The sequence below is a fragment of the Nocardioides sambongensis genome (assembly GCF_006494815.1).
In the GTDB taxonomy this organism is placed as follows: domain Bacteria; phylum Actinomycetota; class Actinomycetes; order Propionibacteriales; family Nocardioidaceae; genus Nocardioides; species Nocardioides sambongensis.
On sequence record NZ_CP041091.1, the window covers coordinates 1102391 to 1120088 of the forward strand.

A 17698-nucleotide genomic window follows, 5' to 3' on the forward strand; every position below is an offset into this window, starting at 1 on the left:
GTCTAGATTCATCTGACGTGCGCTTCCTCGACGACCGCCAGCCGGTCCACGACCTGACCTACGACGACGTCTTCATGGTGCCGCGGCGGTCGGCCGTGGCCAGTCGCTACGACGTCGACCTCTCCACCGCGGACGGCACCGGTGCCACGCTGCCGCTGGTCGTGGCGAACATGACCGCGATCGCGGGCAAGCGGATGGCGGAGACGGTGGCCCGGCGCGGCGGGCTGGTGGTGATCCCGCAGGACATCCCGCTCACGGTGGTGACCGACGTGATCGCGACCGTGAAGCGTCGCCACCTGATCCTGGACACCCCGATCGTGCTGCGTCCGGACCAGACGGTCGCCGAGGCCATCTCGCTGATGCCGAAGCGGGCCCACCGTGCGGCCGTCGTGGTCGCCGACGGCAGGCCCCTGGGTGTGGTCACCGCCGAGGACTGCGCCGAGGTGGACCGGTTCTCCCAGGTTGGTGAGGTGATGAGCACGCCGCTGGTGACGGTGCCCTCCGACGTCGAGCCCCGCGCGGCCTTCGACGCACTCGACCGGGCCCGCGCGCCACTGGCCGTCGGCGTGGACCCCGACGGACTGCTGGTCGGGGTGCTGACCCGCGCCGGGGCACTGCGCGCCACCGTCTACCAGCCCGCCACCGACGCGGCCGGCGGTCTGCGCGTCGCCGCCGCGATCGGAGTCAACGGCGACGTCGGGGCGAAGGCGACCGCGTTGCTGGAGGCCGGCGTGGACTGTCTGGTGGTCGACACCGCGCACGGCCACCAGGACCGGATGATCGATGCGCTACGAGCCGTGCGGGCCCTCGACCCGCAGGTGCCGGTCGCCGCGGGCAACGTGGTCGACGCCGACGGCACCACGGCGCTGGTCGAGGCCGGTGCCGACATCGTCAAGGTCGGGGTCGGCCCGGGGCGATGTGCACCACCCGGATGATGACCGGCGTCGGCCGCCCCCAGTTCTCCGCGGTGCTCGACTGCTCGGCCCGCGCCCGCGAGCTGGGCGCCCACGTGTGGGCCGACGGTGGGGTGCGCCACCCTCGCGACGTCGCGCTGGCGCTCGCCGCCGGGGCGTCCTCGGTGATGATCGGCTCCTGGTTCGCCGGCACCCACGAGTCGCCGGGTGACCTCGAGCACGACTCCGACGGGCGCGCCTACAAGGTCTCCTTCGGGATGGCCTCGGCGCGCGCCGTGGCGAACCGTACCTCGACCGAGTCGGCGTTCGACCGGGCCCGCAAGGGACTCTACGAAGAGGGCATCTCCTCCTCGCGGATGTACCTGGACCCCGCTCGACCGGGGGTGGAGGACCTGATCGACCAGATCAGCGCCGGCGTCCGGTCCGCCTGCACCTACGCCGGGGCCCACACGCTGGCCGAGTTCCACGAGCGGGCCGTGGTCGGGCTGCAGTCGGCCGCGGGGTATCACGAGGGTCGCCCGTTGGCGACCAGCTGGTGACCGGGCCGTCGGCCGGACCGGCCACGCCGCGCGTGCTGGTCGTGGTCGCCACGGCCGCCGAGGCGGCGCACGTCCCGGCCGGCTACGACGTGCTGGTGACCGGGATGGGCAAGACCGCTGCGGCGTGCGCCGTGGCCGGCCGTCTCGGTGGTTGCGCCGCGTCCCCGAACAGCCTGGACGGACTCACCGTGGTGAACCTCGGCACCGCGGGTGCGCTGCACGCCCGCCACGTCGGCCTCTTCGAGCCGGGGGTGGTGCTCAACCACGACCTCAGCGCGGACGCGATCCGGGCGCTCGGTGACGATCCCCGCGAGCGGCTGGTGGTGGGGGAGTCGCCGATCACGCTGGCCACCGGCGACGTCTTCGTCACCGACCCGGTCGTCCGCGACCGCCTCGCCGCCCGAGCCGACCTGGTCGACATGGAGGGCTACGCCGTCGCCTACGTGGCCGCGGCGTTCGGCGTGCCGCTGCGGATCCTCAAGCACGTCTCGGACACCGCCGACGAGTCGGCCCTCGCCTGGAACGACGTCGTCGACCACAGCGCCCGCGCGCTCGCCGGCGCGCTGGTGGCCGCCTGCCCCCTGGACTGACCGCAGCAACGCCCGGGACCCGGCCCCGGGTCAGCGGCTGCTCCGGGCGCCACGCCCGCGCACCACACCGACGAAGTCCTGGTGCACGGGGCTGTCGGCGTCGCGGTGCCAGAGCAGCGCGACCCGGGTCGGCTCCAGCCCGCGCACCACCCGGTAGGTGGCGTCCTTGCGGTGGTGCAGCCGCGCCAGCGACATCGGCACGATGACCACGCCGGTGCCGCTGGCCGCCACCTCGACGGCGTCCTTGACGCTCATCGGTGGGAACGACAGCTGCTCGACCGCCGGAGTCCAGCCCGAGGGATGCGGCAGCACGAGCTGCTCGTCGCGCAGGTCCTCGAGGTCGATCTCGTCCTGCTCGTCCGAGGCCGCGACGAAGTGCTCCCGGCCGACCACGACGACCGGCAGCTCGTCGTACAGGAGCACGCGGTGCAGCGGTGAGGGGCGGTCCAGGTCGACCGGGAGGCGACCCAGCGTGAGGTCCGCCTCGCCGCGATCCAGCACGGCGCGCTGGTCGGGCTCCTCGACCGGGAGGAGCTGCAGCGGGATGTGCGGGTTGCGCTCGCGCCAGACCCGCTTCCACTTGTCCGGAGTGACACCGGGGACGAAGGCGACGCGCAGCTGCTCCACGTCGGGTGAGTATGCCGAACGGGCGGCCCGGCGGGCGAACGAGGCGAACATCGGTTCACACCGGCCGCAACATCGGGGAAACTCGGTGGACGTGCAACGCCGTCATGCTGACACTCGGCACGGAGCCGCGAGCTGCTGACGGCGTGAGGAGGTGGTCCCGGTGACCCACCACTCCGCCGTCGTGCTGCTCAACGCCAGCTACGAGCCGCACGACGTCGTCTCGTTCCCGCACGCGGTGCGGATGCTCTTCCGCGGTGTCGCCGTGGTGCACGAGGCCGACGCCGACCGCCGGATCGGCCCCCGCCCCTGGCCGAAGGTGCTCCGACTCGTCCGCTACGTCGTCGCCAACTGGATGTACCGTCCCGCCGGGTACGGCCGGGACGCCGTGCTGCGCCGCGACCGCCGCCGGTGCGCCTACTGCGGCCGACGCGCCGACACGATCGACCACGTCGTCCCACGCTCCCGCGGCGGACCGTGGACCTGGACGAACACCGTCGCGGCCTGCGGCGGCTGCAACGGCCGCAAGGGCAACCGCACCCCCGACGAGGCGGGGATGCGTCTGCGATTCGACCCCTGGGTGCCGACCCGGGCCGAGCTGGCGGGCTGGCACGGATGAGGGTCGCCCGGGGGCGGCCGCGATGGCCTCCCCGATGCGGTCTCCCGGGCGGGTCTTTGCTACTGTTCCACCGCACTCGTCCGGGTGGCGGAATTGGCAGACGCGCTAGCTTGAGGTGCTAGTGCCCGTATTAGGGCGTGGGGGTTCAAGTCCCCCCTCGGACACGATGAGGGCCTCTGACTCGTCTCGAACGGGTCGGGGGCCTTCGTGCTTCTTGCGCCCTCCGCGCGCCGAGTCCCTGAGCGCCGGCGCGGACATGTCGCGAGGGTATGACGCGAGAGCCAAGTGGTATTGGCCGCGCCGCGCGCAGGTGGGACATCTTTACCGGCATGAGTCGAAGTGAGCTCGGTCACACCGCCGAACCGTCCCCTGCAAGCAGCACCAGCACCGGACTCTCCGCCGCCGCGTTGAGTCGCCGGCGCATGGTCCAACTGGCTGCTGGTACCTCCCTGGTCGGAGCCACCGCCGGCCTCAGCCCCGCAGCCGCGGCCGGGGTCGGGCGCCGGCATCGCGACCCGGTCCGCGACACCATCCGTCGGACCGCCGTGTTCCTGGACGAGAAGCTCTCCTACCAGGGCGGCTACGTGTGGAATTACCTGCCCGACCTCTCGGCCAGCTGGGGCGAGATGGAGGCCCGGCGCACGATGTGCTGGGTGCAGCCTCCGGGCACGCCCAGCGTCGGTCACAGCCTGCTCGACGCCTACCACGCCACCGGCGACAAGCGCCTCTACCAGGCCGCGTTGCGCACCGGCTACGCCCTGGTCCGCGCCCAGCGGTCCGAGGGTGGCTGGAACTACATCCACGACTTCGCCGGCCAGTCCTCGCTCGAACACTGGTACGAGACGGTCGGCATCAACGGCTGGCGTCTGGAGGAGTTCCAGCACCTCTACGACAACTCGACCTTCGACGACGCCGCGACCAGCACCGCTGCCCAGCTGATCCTCCGTCTGCATCTCCACAACCGTCGGGACCACAAGCTCGCCGTGTCCCTGCACAAGGCGATCACCTTCGTCACGAAGTCCCAGTTCCGCGGCGGGGTCGGTGACGGCGGCTGGCCCCAGCGCTGGCCGCGGGACCCGAACGCACTCACCGAGATGCCCTGGCCGGAGACGACGCCGTCCTGGTTGCCTGCGGACGCCCGCCAGGGGATGGAGGACGGCGACTACACCCAGCACGTCACCTTCAACGACAACGTGCTCGGCGAGAACATCAAGTTCCTCCTCATGTGCGTGATCTCCCTGGGTCGCCGCGACCTCGTCGCTCCCGCCTATCGCGGGATGGCCTGCCTGAAGCGGATGCAGCTGGACGGTCCGCAGGCCGGTTGGGGTCTGCAGCACCTCAGGGTGGACAGCGGGGACCGGCCTGCCGGCGCGGTGGCCGGTGGACGCTCGTACGAGCCGCGCTCGCTCGCTACGCACACCACCCACACCAACATCGAGCAGCTGTTCAAGTACACCCAGCTCACCGGCGACCGTTCCTTCCTCGACGGCGTCCCGGCGGCGATCGAGTGGCTGGAGACCTGCCGGCTGACCGCCCAGCAGAAGGCGGAGAACCCGCTCATCGCGTCGCGGACCCACCCGACGTTCATCGAGGAGGGCACCAACAAGGGTCTCTTCGTGCACCGGTTCGGCTCCAACATCAACAACGGCGCCTACTACTTCGACTACGACCACACCAAGACGCTCAGCCACTACTCCGGCGGTCGGAGCGTCCCCATCGACGCGCTGCGCGCCGAGTACGAGCGGCTGATGGCGCTGAGCCGCGCCGACCTCGACGCGCTGCGAAGCCGCTCGCCGCTGGCCTGGGGCCGCCCCTACGAGTTGCCGCCCTTCTTCTCGCTGCGCGACCTCGACCTCCTCGACCTGCAGCGCGACGCCGAGATCCCGCTCACCGTGCCGTCCGAGGACGAGGTGTCGGCGATCGTGGCGGACGCCGCCGAGGAGGACTACTGGCTGTCCCCGGTCTCTGAGACGACCAACCCGTTCCGGGGGCACGGCCCCACCACCCCCTACGACGGCCAGGAGTACATGAGCAAGCACGTCGGCGACACGTTCGACACCTCGCCGTACCCGCCGGGCAACCCGCCCGCGGTGCCGCCGTACGAGCCGAAGCCGGCCCCGATGGTGATCAGCACCAGCACCTTCGTCTCCAACATGGGCAAGCTGATCTCGTACGTCGCCAAGTGACCCTCGGTCATCGCTGACGGGCCCCGGGTCATCGACCCCGGGGCCCGTCGGTACGTCCACTACGCTGCTGCCGCCGCACCCGAGAGCGGCCGAGACACGATGGAGGACGTTGCATGAACGAGCCGGTCAGCTACACCCTCGAGCCGAACGAGGCGCCGACCCACTGGTACAACATCGTGGCGGACCTGCCGACGCCCCCGCCCCGCCGCTGCACCCCGCCACCCACCAGCCGGTCGGGCCGGACGACCTGGCGCCGCTGTTCCCGCCGGAGCTGATCGCCCAGGAGGTCTCGGCCGAGCGGGAGATCGCCATCCCCGACCCGGTCCTCGACGTCTATGCCCAGTACCGGCCCTCGCCGCTCTACCGCGCGCGCCGGTGGGAGCAGAAGCTCGGCACCTCCGCGCGGATCTACGTCAAGTACGAGGGCGTCTCGCCGGCCGGCTCCCACAAGGTCAACACGTCGGTGCCGCAGGTCTACTACAACGCGATCAACGGCATCACGAAGCTCACCACGGAGACCGGTGCCGGCCAGTGGGGCACCGCCCTCTCCTACGCCAGCGCGCTGTTCGGCGTGGAGTGCGAGGTGTGGCAGGTCGGGGCGTCGTTCGACACGAAGCCGCAGCGGCGCACCCTGATCGAGGTCTTCGGCGGCAGGGTCTACCGCTCGCCGAGCCGGATGACCGAGGCCGGCAAGGCCTTCGAGGACGGACACCCGGGCTCCCTCGGCATCGCGATCTCGGAGGCCGTCGAGATGGCGGCCCAGGCCGACGACACCAAGTACGCGCTCGGCTCGGTGCTCAACCACGTGCTGCTGCACCAGACCGTGATCGGTCAGGAGGCGGTGCTGCAGCTCGCCAAGGCGGGGGAGAGCGGTGCGGACCTGGTGATCGGATGTGCCGGCGGCGGATCCAACTTCGCGGCCTGGCGTTTCCGTTCCTCGGGGAGAAGCTGGCCGGTCGTCAGGCCCCCGGATCCTGGCCGTCGAGCCGGCCTCGTGCCCGACCCTGACCCGCGGCGAATACCGCTACGACTTCGGTGACACCGCCGGACTCACCCCGCTGATGAAGATGCACACCCTCGGCCACGACTTCGTGCCGTCGCCGATCCACGCGGGCGGACTGCGCTACCACGGCATGGCGCCGCTGGTCTCGCACACCTACGCCGAGGGCCTGATCGAGGCCACCTCACTGCACCAGAGCGAGTGCTTCACCGCAGCCGTCGAGTTCGCCCGGACCCAGGGCATCGTGCCGGCGCCGGAGTCGTCGCACGCGCTGGCACAGGCGCGTCGCGAGGCACTGGCCGCGGCGGAGACCGGCGCGGAGCCGGTCATCGTGGTCGGGCTCTCGGGTCACGGGCTGCTCGAGCTCGGCGCCTACGACAGCTTCCTCGGTGGGCGGCTCGAGGACGACCCGCTCTCCGACGAGGACCTGGCGGCCGCACTCGCCGGAGTGCCGGTCGTCACGGGGTGAGGCCGCGGTCGACCAGCTCGGCGTAGGGATCGACCGGGTCGCCCCGGTGCACCTCGAGGTGCAGGTGCGGCCCGGTGGTGTTGCCGGTCAGCCCGATCGCGCCCACCGGGCGCCCGGCGGTGACCGAGGCACCCGCGTCGACGGTGGTGGCGCTGAGGTGGCAGTACCACCAGATCGAGCCGTCGTCGGCACGGACCACGACCTTCAGACCGAAGGCGCCGTCGTAGCCCACGGAGACCACGGTGCCGTCGACGACCGAGGACACGGCGGTGCCGTACGGCGCCGCGAAGTCCAGACCGGTGTGGGTCGAGCTCCAGTTGGCGCCGGCGGAGCCGAAGGTCCCGGTGAGGCGGTAGCCACGCACCGGCAGCACGGCGGTGACCGGAGCCAACGGGGTACGGCGTACCACCGTGCGCGTGGGTCGGCGGACCACGAGAGCGCCGGCCGCGCGGACGCCCGTCGCCGCCAGCACCATGGTGTCGTCGCCGGTGGTCGCGGTCGCCTCCGCGGCGCGCGCACCCGCGGAGGGCGCTGCACCGACGCAGCCGAGGGCCAGCCCGGCGGTGGCCGCGACGAACAGCGACCGGCGCAGGGTGGATCGGTGTGCGGACATGCTCAGATTCCTTCTGACGGGTACTTGACAGGTGCTAACTGCTGCAAGCACCGCGATCCAGTGAGACAGCCCGGGGGCGATCGACCCAACTCACCGCACCCGCGACTGTGACCCCGTTCATGGACCTGGATCACACCGCCGCCGGGCCGTGCACCGATCTGGGACCGACATCACACCCGGGGTTGCACGCTTCGCTCCGCGTGCCACGATGGCGTCATGGATGCGACGCGGATCGATGCTCGGGAAGTCGACCCTGCGGCCGAGGTCGTCGAACTCTGCCGTGACCTGATCCGCTGCGACACCTCCAACTACGGGGACGTCGAGGGTCCCGGTGAGCGCAAGGCCGCGGAGTACGTCGCGGAGCGGCTCGCCGAGGCCGGGCTCGAGCCGAAGGTCATCGAGACCTCACCCGGCCGCACCAACGTGGTCGCGCACTGGGGCGGCGCCGACCCGGCCCGGACCGACGGCCTGCTGGTGCACGGCCACCTCGACGTGGTCCCGGCGGCCGCCGAGGACTGGCAGGTGGACCCGTTCAGCGGCGAGGTGGTCGACGGGTACGTGTGGGGCCGCGGCGCGGTCGACATGAAGGACTTCGACGCGATGATGCTCTCCGTGGTGCGCGCCCGGCAGGCCGCCGGACGGGTCCCGGACCGCCCGATCGTGCTGTGCTTCACCGCCGACGAGGAGGCCGGCGGCCACCACGGCGCCGAGGTGCTGGTGCGCGACCACCCCGACCTCTTCGACGGGTGCACCGAGGCGATCGGCGAGGTCGGCGGTTTCTCCACCACCGTCCGGGCCGGCGCCTCTACCTGGTCGAGGCCGCCGAACGCGGCATGGCCTGGATGCGGCTGACCTCCCGCGGCCGCGCCGGACACGGATCGATGATCAACGACGACAACGCCGTCACCCGGCTCGCGTCGGCGGTGGCCCGGATCGGTGCCCACGAGTGGCCCGTGCGGCTCACCCCGACGATGCGGACCCTGCTCGCAGCCGTCGGCGACCTGGCCGGCGAGGAGGCGACGCCGGAGAACGCGGTGCGACTCATGCAGGAGTTCGGCCCGGCCACCCGGATGCTCGGGGCCGTGCTGAAGAACTCGGTGAACCCGACCATGCTCGAGGCGGGATACAAGGTCAACGTCATCCCCACCGAGGCCACCGCCCACCTCGACGGTCGCTTCCTCCCCGGCTACGAGGAGGAGTTCTTCGGGACGCTGCGCGAGCTGGTCGGGGACGACATCGCCATCGACTTCGTCTCCAAGCAACCTCCGTGGGAGATGCCCTACGAGGGTGCCGTGGTCGACGCGATGACGCGCAGCCTGCTCGCCGAGGACCCCGACGCGGTGGTCGCGCCCTACCTGATGAGCGCAGGCACCGACGCCAAGCACTTCTCCAAGCTGGGGATCCGCACCTACGGATTCGTCCCGTTGCGGCTGCCCGACGACCTCGACTTCACCGCGCTGTTCCACGGCGTCGACGAGCGGGTGCCGGTCGACGCACTGGAGTTCGGCGCGCGGGTGGTCGACCGGTTCCTCGACCAGGCCTGACCCGACCGGCCTGATGCGACCGGGTCCGACCGCGTCCGCGAGCGACGGTCAGGCGGTGCGCACCGCGCGGATGATCTTGCGGCGCAGCACCACGCGGCGCTTGCCGTCGGGGCCGATCTGCACCCGGTCCAGCTCCCAGCCGCCGTGCTCGGCCCGTTCGGTGAGCAGCTTGGTCACCACGTTGCGGGAGAACTCACGGTCGAACGTGACCCGCTCGAACTCCCACTCCACGCCACGACCGAGCCCGCGGAGCAGCACGTCGCGGGGCGCGCGGCTCATCCGTCGTACCCGGTGAACGGGTCGGAGACGTCGTCCAGCGCCGCCCGGATCTCCGGCGGCAGCGTCCGGCCCTCGGAGCCGAGCGCGACCTTGAGCTGGCTCGCCGTCCGCGCGCCCACGATCGGTGCGCAGACGCCGACCCGGTCGCGGACCCACACCAGGGCCACCTCCAGCGGCGTCCACCCCAGCCCGTCCGCGGCGCGGCAGACGGCCTCGACCACCTGGCGGCTGTGCTCGTCGAAGTAGGTCTCCACGAACGAGGAGAAGGCGCGCGATGCGCCACGGGAGTCCGATGGCGTACCGCCGCGGTACTTCCCGGTGAGCACCCCGCGTCCCAGCGGGGACCAGGGGAGCACTCCCAGACCGCACGCGGACGCGGCCGGCAGCACCTCGTGCTCGATGCGCCGGTTGACCAGCGAGTACTCCACCTGCGTGGACACCAGCGGTGCCCGGCCCGGCACCGCCCGTTGCCAGGTCGCGGCCTGGGCGGTCTGCCAGCCGGTGTAGTTGGAGACGCCCACGTACGCCACGCGCCCGCTGCTCACCGCGTGGTCGAGCGCGCCGAGCGTCTCCTCCCACGGCACGTCGTCGCTCCAGAGGTGGACCTGCCAGAGATCGATGTGGTCGGTGCCGAGGCGGCGCAGGGACGTGTCCAGGCCGCGCAGCAGCGCACCGCGTGAGGTGTCGCTGGTGCGCTCGCCGCCGCGGCGCCAGATCCCCGCCTTGGTGGCGAGCACCACCTCGTCGCGAGGCACCACGTCACCGACCAGCGAGCCGATGAGCGCCTCCGACCGACCATCGGTGTAGCCGGCCGCGGTGTCGATCAGCGTGCCGCCGGCATCCACGAACGCGACCAGCTGGTCGCGGGCCTCGTGCTCGTCGGTGTCCTTGCCCCAGGTCATCGTGCCGAGCCCCAGTCGCGAGACGCGGAGTCCGCTGGGACCGACGAACCGCTGCTGCATGGTGCACAAGGTAGCGCCGGGTGGGTGGGGCGTCGGACGGGGCACGCCGGAGGCGCCCTAGGATCGCCGCGTGGTCGAGTTCCTCCAGGCGGTGTTCCTCGGCGTCCTCCAGGGCCTGACCGAGTTCCTGCCGATCTCCAGCAGCGCCCATCTGCGGATCTTCCCCGAGCTGTTCGGTTGGGGCGATCCGGGTGCCCCGTTCACCGCGGTGATCCAGATCGGCACCGAGCTCGCCGTGCTGATCTACTTCCGCAAGGACATCTGGCGGATCGCCAATGCCTGGCTCCGCTCGTTGGCCAAGCCGGAGTACCGCGGCACGTTCGACGCCCGGATGGGGTGGTTCATCATCGTCGGCTCGCTGCCGATCGTGATCCTCGGCGTCGCCCTCAAGGACGTGATCGAGCAGGACTTCCGCAACCTGTGGATCATCGGCACCACGCTGATCGTGCTCGGCATCGTGCTCGGCATCGCGGACCGGTTCAGCCGCAACGACCGCGAGATCAAGCAGCTCACCCTGCGCCACGCGGTCTACATGGGGTTCGCCCAGGCCGCCGCGCTGATCCCCGGTGTCTCGCGGTCGGGGGCGACCATCTCGATGGGGCGCTTCCTCGGCTACGAGCGGGAGGCCGCCACCCGGTTCGCCTTCCTGCTGGCCATTCCCGCGGTGGTCGGGGCCGGCCTCTTCGAGCTCGGCGAGATCTCCCACGTGGGGGAGAGCGCCGCCGGCGAGGCGGGCTATGGGTGGGTCGCCACGATCACCGCCACGATCACCTCGTTCATCGTCGGGTACGCCGCCATCGCGTGGCTGCTGCGCTACGTCTCGACCAGGTCCTACGCGCCGTTCGTGATCTACCGCATCGTGCTCGGCACCAGCGTGCTGATCCTGCTCGGCGCCGGCGTGCTCACGCCCTGACCCGGCGCCTCAGAGCCACCCGGAGCGCTTGAACAGCCAGAACAGGCCGAGCGAGGCGCCGATCATCAGCACCATCGCGAACGGGTAGCCCCACGCCCAGTGCAGCTCGGGCATGTGGTCGAAGTTCATCCCGTAGACGCCGGCGATCAGGGTCGGCACCGCGGCCAGCCCGATCGCCGCGGAGATCTTGCGCATGTCGTCGTTCTGCTGCACCGCGATCCGCGCCATGTGCCCGTCGAACGCCGAGGAGAGCAGCGACTCCAGGGTGTCGACCTCCTCCGCGGCCCGGGCCAGGTGGTCGCTGACGTCCCGGAAGAACGGCGCGGCCTGCTCCGCGATGAGCGGGGCCGACCCGGCGGCGAAACGGCGCATCGGCTCGCGCAGGGGCAGCACCGCGCGTCGTACCTCGGCGAGCTCGCGCTTGAGCGTGTAGATCCGGACCGAGTCGTCGGTGCGGCGGTCGCTGAAGACCGACGTCTCCACCTCGTCGACGTCGGTCTCCAGCTCGGCGATCACGGCGGCGTAGGCGTCGACCACCACGTCGCAGACCGCGTAGACCACGGCGGACGGCCCGTGGTCGAGCACCGCCTGCCGCTCCTCCAGGCTGTGCCGGGCGTCGCTGAGCGGGGAGCCGGACCCGTGCCGCACGCTGACCACGAAGTCGGAGCCGATGAAGAGGTTGATCTCGCCGGTCTCCACAGCATCCTCGGCGTCGACGTACCAGAGGGTCTTGAGCACCAGGAACAGGGTGGCGTCGTACTGCTCGAGCTTGGGCCGCTGGTGCGCCTCCACGGCGTCCTCCACAGCGAGCGGGTGCAGCCCGAAGATCTCCGCCACCACGGCGAGCTCGTCGTGGCGCGGCTCGTGCAGCCCCACCCAGACGAAGTCACCGTCCTGGTCGGCCGCCTCCCGGAGCCGCCGGACGTCCCTGGAGGGCCCTGCCTCCGCGATCCGCTGCCCGCGCCGGTAGAGCGCACCGTCGACGATCACAGCCGCACGCTAGCCCGGCCCCGACGGGGTGCGGGCTAGGCTCACCGACCGTGGCCACCCTGATCCTGGTGCGGCACGGCCGCACCACTGCGAACGCGTCCGGCATCCTGGCCGGCCGGCTCCCCGGCGTACGGCTCGACGAGACGGGTCTCGCCCAGGCCGAGCGCGCGGCGCGGCGGATCGGCGTGGTCCCGGTGGCCGAAGTGGTCACCAGCCCGCAGGAGCGGTGCCGCCAGACCGCCCGCGCGGTGCTCGGCGCGCAGCGGGCCGCCGGCAACCCGCTGCGGGCGCGCACCGACAAGGCACTCGCCGAGTGCGACTACGGCGACTGGCAGGGGCGCCCGCTCAAGGAGCTCGCCGAGGAGCCGCTGTGGCGCACCGTCCAACGCCAGCCGTCGGCGGTGACGTTCCCCGGCGGGGAGTCCCTGGTGGTGATGCAGCACCGCGCCGTCGATGCGGTACGGCGCCGCGACGCCACGATCGAGGCCGAGCACGGCCCCGGGGCGGTGTGGGTGGCGGTCAGCCACGGCGACATCATCAAGTCCTTGCTGGCCGATGCGCTCGGCATGCACCTCGACCTCTTCCAGCGGCTGCACGTCGACCCGGCGTCAGTGTCGGTGATCCGCTACGGCGGTGACCGCCCGTTCGTGATGGCGACGAACACCCACGACGGGGACCTCTCCTGGCTCGTGGCGCCGGCGCGACAGGCCCCCGCCGCGGACGCGGCCGTGGGCGGTGGCGCCGGCCCGGGTGCCGTGTAGGTCCGGCACGGCGATCCCGCTAGGTTTGAAAGCATGGCGATCGTCCACGGATTCGACTCCCCGCAGCGCTTCGTCGCCGGCACCGTCGGTCGGCCCGGCGAGCGCACGTTCTTCCTGCAGGCCAGCGAGGGCGCCCGGGTGGTGTCGGTCGCGCTGGAGAAGGAGCAGGTGGCGGCGCTGGCGGAGCGGGTCGACGAGCTGCTCGACCAGGTGATGGCCGACTCCACCACGACGGCGGTGGTCCCGGCGATGGCGCCGCACGACCTGGTGGACGACGAGCCGTTGGAGCAGCCGATCGCGGAGGAGTTCCGCGCCGGCACGATGACCCTCTCCTGGGACCCGGAGGACGAGCGGGTGGTGATCGAGGTCTTCCCGGTGGGGGAGGAGCCCGACGAGGACGCCGAGCCGGCCGAGATGCTGGTGGTGCGGCTCGAGCCGGGTCAGGCCCGTGCGTTCGCGCAGCGAGCCGCGCGGGTGATCGAGGCCGGTCGACCCAGCTGCCCCTTCTGCGGCCAGCCGATCGACCCCGAGGGGCACCTGTGCGTGCGGGCCAACGGGTTCAAGCGCCGCGATCCGTGAGCCGGGCACCCCGACGGAGGCTGCGGTGACGCTCACCCTGAAGGGCCGGATCATGCCGGCCTCGAACGCCACCTTCCTCGCCGAGCTCGACGGCGTCGAGGTGGTCTACAAGCCGGTCGCGGGTGAACGCCCGCTGTGGGACTTCCCGGACGAGACCCTGGCCCGGCGCGAGGTCGCGGCGTACCTGGTCTCGGAGGAGACCGGGTGGGACGTGGTGCCGCGCACCTGGATCGGGGAGGGGCCGCACGGCCCCGGCATGGTCCAGGAGTGGCAGACGGTGGTCGAGGACGACGAGCCGGTCACTCTGGTCGCCGAGGGCGAGGTGCCGGCCGGCTGGTGCGCCGTCTTCGACGGCTACGACGCCCAGGACCGGCCGATCACGCTGATCCACGAGGACACCGCCCCGCTGCGGCGGATGGCGCTCTTCGACGTCGTGGTCAACAACGCCGACCGCAAGGGCGGGCACGTGCTGGCGATGCCGGCCGGCCACCGCTACGGCGTCGACCACGGGCTGACCTTCCACCACGAGCCGAAGCTCCGCACCGTGCTGTGGGGATGGGCCGCCGCGCCCCTCACCGTGCAGGAGCGAGACGTCCTCGAGCACCTGGCGGGCGCGGTGCGGGGCGATCTCGGCCGCCGTCTCGCCGACCACCTGGTGGAGGAGGAGATCGAGGCCGTGGAGCGACGGATCCGAGCGCTGCGCGGCGCGGGCGTGCTGCCGGCGCCGAGCGGCGGCTGGCCCGCCATCCCCTGGCCGCCGTTCTGACCGCACCGGGTCGGCCACTAGCATCGGGGCATGCGCGCTTGGTCCCCGGTCGAGATCCCCACGCTCCCGGTGAGCGGCCCCGAGGTGTCGCTCCACGACACCTCCACCGGCGGACGGCTGACGTCGGCTCCGGTCGACGCGGCACGGATGTACGTCTGCGGGATCACCCCCTACGACGCGACCCACATCGGTCACGCCAACACCTACCTGGCGTTCGACCTGCTCAACCGGGCCTGGCGCAGCGCCGGGCGGACGGTCCGTTTCGTCCAGAACGTCACCGACGTCGACGACCCGCTGCTGGAGCGCGCCGACAAGGTCGGGGTGGACTGGGTTGAGCTGGCCGAGCGGGAGACCGAGCTGTTCCGCCAGGACATGCAGGCGCTGCGGATCCTGCCCCCCGACGCCCTGGTCGGTGCGGTGGAGTCGATCCCGCTGGTGATCGACCTGATCCAGCGGCTGGACGCCGCCGGAGCGATCTACCGCGTCGAGGACGACCTCTACTACTCGGTCGCGGCCGACCCCGCCTTCGGTGCGGAGTCGCACTACGACCGCGACACCATGCTGCGGTTCTTCGGCGAGCGGGGCGGCGACCCGGAGCGCGACGGCAAGAAGGACCCGCTCGACCCGGTCGTGTGGCGCGGCGAGCGACCCGGTGAGCCGGCCTGGGACAGCCCCTTCGGGCGCGGACGGCCCGGCTGGCACATCGAGTGCGCCGCCATCGCCCTGGAGCACCTGGGCACGACGTTCGACGTCCAGGGCGGCGGCAGCGACCTGGTGTTCCCGCACCACGAGATGTGTGCCGGACACGCGCAGGTCGCCGCCGGAGAGCCCTTCGCCCGGATCTACTCCCACGCGGGGATGGTCGGCTACGGCGGGGAGAAGATGTCGAAGTCGCTGGGCAACCTGGTCTTCGTCTCGGCCCTGCGCAACAGCGACATCGACCCGATGGCGGTCCGGCTCACCCTGCTCCGTCACCACTACCGGACCGACTGGGAGTGGACCGACGAGCAGCTGTTCGCCGCGGTCGACGACCTGGCCACCTGGCGCCGGGCGTTCTCCCTGGGCGCCGGTGCCCCCGCGGCGCCGGTGGTCACCGAGGTGCTGGCCGCGCTCGGCGACGACCTCGACGCCCCGCGGGCCGTCGCCGCCATCGACGCCTGGGCGAAGGCGACCCTGGGCACCGACGGGCTGGCCGACACCAGCGACCCCGAGGCGGCGGCGACGCTGCTCCCGGTGCTCGACGCCGCTCTCGGCCTGGCCGTCTGAGACGCCGGCCGACGTGATGACGAACCCGGGCAACGAACACGTCCCCGCGGCCGAGGCACTCGGACAGAGTCCCTACCCGTTGCCCGAGATGCCGGCCGGCTGGGAGGCACGGGTCCCCGGCCTGCCGGACGTCCCCGCCCTGGTGGTGCTGCGCAGCCGGGACCAGGCCGCCGGCACCGGCTCGCGGCGGGTCGACGCCGACGGCATCGAGTCGGAGGTCGCCGGACCCGCCTCGTGGACCCGCCGTCAGGCGGTCGTCTCCGCACCGGACGGCACCATCCAGGGCTGGATCACGGTGCACGACCGCGCCGCCGGCCGGGCGCTGATCTGGGCGTGGTTCCACCGCGACGCCGCCGACATCGACGACGTTGCCGACCGCTGCTACCAGTGGGCCGAGGAGACGGCCGTGGCGATGGCCCGGTTCCGCGGCGTGGGCAGCACCCGGCTGGACGCCAGCCCGTTCGCCGACGACGAGCGGCAGCGGGAGTGGCTGTCCCGGGCGGGCTACGAGCATCGTCGTACCTGGCTGCACATGGAGCGACCGGTCCCGGCGGAGGAGGAGGTCCCCGAGCTGCGTCCCGGCGTGGTGATCCGGCCGGTCTCCCGACACGGGAACGGGATGCCGGTGGCCGCGGACCTGCAGATGGTGCACCAGATGCTGGAGGAGTCCTTCGAGGACCACTTCAACTCCTACCGGGAGAGCTTCCCCGAGTTCGTGCAGCGGCTGCGCGAGGACCCGGGCCACCGCTGGGACCACTGGTGGCTGGCGTTCGTCGAGCCCGAGGAGGGCGACGTGCTGCTGCCGGCCGGCGCCACCGTGTGCTCCGTGCTCGCGCGCGACGCCGACGGGTTCGAGGGCAGCTATGTGGAATACATCGGGGTCAACCGCAACGCCCGCGGACGCGGCGTGGCCAAGGGCCTGCTCAACACGGTCATCGCCGACGCGCGGGACCGCGGACGCGACCGGGTGGGCCTGGAGGTGGACGCGGACTCGCCGACCAGCGCCGACCAGCTCTACCGGTCGATGGGCTGGGAGACCGACTACGTCACCGAGTCGTGGTTCAAGGACCTCACCCTCTGACCCGGCTCAGCCCCTCGTCGGTACGACGCTCACCCGCCGTCGTCGCGCCGCTTGAGGTAGCGCTCGAACTCACGCGCGATCGCCTCACCGGTGGCCTCCGGGAGGTCCGCGGTGTCCCGTGACTCCTCCAACGACCGGACGTAGTCGGCCACGTCCTCGTCCTCCGCGGCGAGCTCGTCCACCCCGCGCTCCCAGGCGCGGGCCTCCTCGGGGAGGTCGCCGAGCGGGATGCTCACGCCCAGCAGCTCCTCCAGGTGGCCGAGCATCGCCAGCGTCGCCTTCGGGCAGGGCGGCTGCGCCACGTAGTGCGGGACCGCCGCCCAGTAGGAGACCACGGGGATGTCGAGCCGGACGCAGGCGTCCTGGAGCACGCCGACGATGCCGGTGGGACCCTCGTAGGTGGACTGGTCCAGGGAGAGCCGGTCGACCAGGTCGGCCTCGGTGGCGGTGCCGGTGACCGGGATCGGGCGGGTGTGCGGGGAGTCGGCCAGCAACGCGCCCAGCGTCACCACCAGGTCTCCGCCGAGGTCGTCGACCGCCGCCAGCAGCTCGGCGGTGAACGCGCGCCAGCGCATGTTCGGCTCGATGCCACGGATCAGGATCACGTCGCGGTCGAGGTCGGCGGGGGAGGCGACCGCGATGTGGGTGCTCGGCCAGGTGAGCTTGCGGAAGCCGTTCTCGTCCATCCCGACGCTGGGCCGGTTGACCTGGAAGTCGTAGTAGTCGTCCGGGTCGATCGCGGCCACGACGCGGGCGTTCCACACCGACATCAGGTGGTCCACCACCGCGCTGGCGGACTCCGCGGCGTCGTTCCAGCCCTCGAAGGCCGCGATCACCACCGGCCGCTCCAGATCCGGCACCGACTCGAGCTCCATCACACCGACGAGCCTAGGGCAGAGTGCCGTACCACGATGCGGATCCCCCGTCTCGACGGTCGTACGATGGGACCAGCCGAGAGGCGTTGCAACGGGAGGGCTGTGCCCGACCGCCACGCTCGGTCGAA

19 protein-coding genes, 1 tRNA gene and 1 pseudogene are annotated in these 17698 nt (G+C 72.0%); 15 read left to right on the forward strand and 6 right to left on the reverse strand.

Annotated features, from left to right (window positions below; translation table 11 throughout):
- The first annotated feature begins 17 nt into the window (after window positions 1-17).
- Together FIV43_RS05135 and FIV43_RS05140 are read left to right on the forward strand one after the other, a co-directional pair.
- Window positions 18-1453, forward strand: a pseudogene (locus tag FIV43_RS05135) (GuaB1 family IMP dehydrogenase-related protein).
- Entirely contained in the window at window positions 1450-2043 is a 594-nt protein-coding gene (locus tag FIV43_RS05140) for a nucleosidase (protein ID WP_141013270.1), read from the forward strand. Before FIV43_RS05135 ends, FIV43_RS05140 begins: the two are co-directional and overlap by 4 nt.
- A 30-nt stretch (window positions 2044-2073) precedes the next feature.
- Here the strand turns inward: FIV43_RS05140 and FIV43_RS05145 are convergent, their stop codons facing one another.
- A complete protein-coding gene (locus FIV43_RS05145; protein WP_231123705.1) occupies window positions 2074-2670 on the reverse strand; it encodes a LysR substrate-binding domain-containing protein in 597 nt (198 codons plus the stop codon).
- A gap of 160 nt (window positions 2671-2830) precedes the next feature.
- On the opposite strand from FIV43_RS05145, the gene FIV43_RS05150 reads away from it, so the two are divergent.
- From FIV43_RS05150 to FIV43_RS23090, 5 genes are all read left to right on the forward strand, one after another.
- The gene (locus FIV43_RS05150; protein WP_231123706.1) at window positions 2831-3286 is read left to right on the forward strand and encodes an HNH endonuclease; all 456 of its coding nucleotides are present in this window, start codon (window positions 2831-2833) and stop codon (window positions 3284-3286) included.
- A gap of 78 nt (window positions 3287-3364) precedes the next feature.
- Window positions 3365-3450, forward strand: a tRNA-Leu gene (locus FIV43_RS05155).
- A 165-nt stretch (window positions 3451-3615) separates the two neighbouring features.
- Window positions 3616-5472, forward strand: a complete 1857-nt coding sequence (locus tag FIV43_RS05160) for a pectate lyase (RefSeq protein ID WP_196780983.1) — start codon at window positions 3616-3618, stop codon at window positions 5470-5472.
- A 109-nt stretch (window positions 5473-5581) separates the two neighbouring features.
- The gene (locus tag FIV43_RS05165) at window positions 5582-6511 is read left to right on the forward strand and encodes a TrpB-like pyridoxal phosphate-dependent enzyme (RefSeq protein WP_269204060.1); all 930 of its coding nucleotides are present in this window, start codon (window positions 5582-5584) and stop codon (window positions 6509-6511) included.
- Window positions 6512-6533: 22 nt separating this feature from the next.
- Window positions 6534-6941 (forward strand): hypothetical protein, encoded by a 408-nt coding sequence (locus tag FIV43_RS23090; RefSeq protein ID WP_331251046.1) that lies wholly within the window; start codon window positions 6534-6536, stop codon window positions 6939-6941.
- On the opposite strand, the gene FIV43_RS05170 is transcribed toward FIV43_RS23090, so the two are convergent.
- Window positions 6931-7554, reverse strand: coding sequence for a M23 family metallopeptidase (locus FIV43_RS05170; RefSeq protein WP_141013272.1), 624 nt, complete (start codon window positions 7552-7554; stop codon window positions 6931-6933). The two genes, FIV43_RS23090 and FIV43_RS05170, sit on opposite strands and share 11 nt — an antisense overlap.
- Before the next feature lie 216 nt (window positions 7555-7770).
- On the opposite strand from FIV43_RS05170, the gene FIV43_RS24025 reads away from it, so the two are divergent.
- Together FIV43_RS24025 and FIV43_RS24030 are read left to right on the forward strand one after the other, a co-directional pair.
- A complete protein-coding gene (locus FIV43_RS24025) occupies window positions 7771-8406 on the forward strand; it encodes a M20/M25/M40 family metallo-hydrolase (RefSeq protein WP_456237754.1) in 636 nt (211 codons plus the stop codon).
- The gene (locus tag FIV43_RS24030) at window positions 8388-9098 is read left to right on the forward strand and encodes a M20/M25/M40 family metallo-hydrolase (protein ID WP_456237755.1); all 711 of its coding nucleotides are present in this window, start codon (window positions 8388-8390) and stop codon (window positions 9096-9098) included. Before FIV43_RS24025 ends, FIV43_RS24030 begins: the two co-directional genes overlap by 19 nt.
- Window positions 9099-9146: 48 nt before the next feature.
- Here the strand turns inward: FIV43_RS24030 and FIV43_RS05180 are convergent, their stop codons facing one another.
- The gene (locus FIV43_RS05180) at window positions 9147-9377 is read right to left on the reverse strand and encodes a DUF5703 family protein (RefSeq protein WP_141013273.1); all 231 of its coding nucleotides are present in this window, start codon (window positions 9375-9377) and stop codon (window positions 9147-9149) included.
- Window positions 9374-10339, reverse strand: coding sequence for an aldo/keto reductase (locus FIV43_RS05185; protein WP_141013274.1), 966 nt, complete (start codon window positions 10337-10339; stop codon window positions 9374-9376). Before FIV43_RS05185 ends, FIV43_RS05180 begins: the two co-directional genes overlap by 4 nt.
- A 70-nt stretch (window positions 10340-10409) precedes the next feature.
- On the opposite strand from FIV43_RS05185, the gene FIV43_RS05190 reads away from it, so the two are divergent.
- Window positions 10410-11252: an undecaprenyl-diphosphate phosphatase gene (locus FIV43_RS05190; RefSeq protein ID WP_141013275.1), complete on the forward strand. Its 843-nt coding sequence runs from the start codon at window positions 10410-10412 to the stop codon at window positions 11250-11252.
- A 9-nt stretch (window positions 11253-11261) separates the two neighbouring features.
- Here FIV43_RS05190 and corA read toward each other — a convergent pair whose 3' ends face one another.
- Window positions 11262-12242: a magnesium/cobalt transporter CorA gene (corA, locus tag FIV43_RS05195; protein WP_141013276.1), complete on the reverse strand. Its 981-nt coding sequence runs from the start codon at window positions 12240-12242 to the stop codon at window positions 11262-11264.
- Between the two features lie 50 nt (window positions 12243-12292).
- Between corA and FIV43_RS05200 the strand changes: the two genes are divergently transcribed.
- Genes FIV43_RS05200 through FIV43_RS05220 form a run of 5 tightly spaced genes read left to right on the forward strand, consistent with a single transcriptional unit; the run spans window position 12293 to window position 16695 of the window.
- Window positions 12293-13003, forward strand: a complete 711-nt coding sequence (locus FIV43_RS05200; protein WP_141013277.1) for a histidine phosphatase family protein — start codon at window positions 12293-12295, stop codon at window positions 13001-13003.
- 33 nt (window positions 13004-13036) lie between these two features.
- Window positions 13037-13582, forward strand: a complete 546-nt coding sequence (locus FIV43_RS05205) for a DUF3090 family protein (RefSeq protein WP_141013278.1) — start codon at window positions 13037-13039, stop codon at window positions 13580-13582.
- Between the two features lie 25 nt (window positions 13583-13607).
- Window positions 13608-14348 (forward strand): SCO1664 family protein, encoded by a 741-nt coding sequence (locus FIV43_RS05210; protein WP_231123707.1) that lies wholly within the window; start codon window positions 13608-13610, stop codon window positions 14346-14348.
- A 30-nt stretch (window positions 14349-14378) separates the two neighbouring features.
- Window positions 14379-15614 (forward strand): cysteine--1-D-myo-inosityl 2-amino-2-deoxy-alpha-D-glucopyranoside ligase, encoded by a 1236-nt coding sequence (gene mshC / locus FIV43_RS05215; protein ID WP_141013279.1) that lies wholly within the window; start codon window positions 14379-14381, stop codon window positions 15612-15614.
- Between the two features lie 16 nt (window positions 15615-15630).
- Window positions 15631-16695 (forward strand): GNAT family N-acetyltransferase, encoded by a 1065-nt coding sequence (locus tag FIV43_RS05220; RefSeq protein ID WP_196780984.1) that lies wholly within the window; start codon window positions 15631-15633, stop codon window positions 16693-16695.
- A 29-nt stretch (window positions 16696-16724) separates the two neighbouring features.
- Here FIV43_RS05220 and FIV43_RS05225 read toward each other — a convergent pair whose 3' ends face one another.
- Complete coding sequence (locus FIV43_RS05225; protein WP_141013280.1) at window positions 16725-17573, reverse strand: PAC2 family protein; 849 nt, start codon at window positions 17571-17573, stop codon at window positions 16725-16727.
- Window positions 17574-17698: the final 125 nt, after the last annotated feature.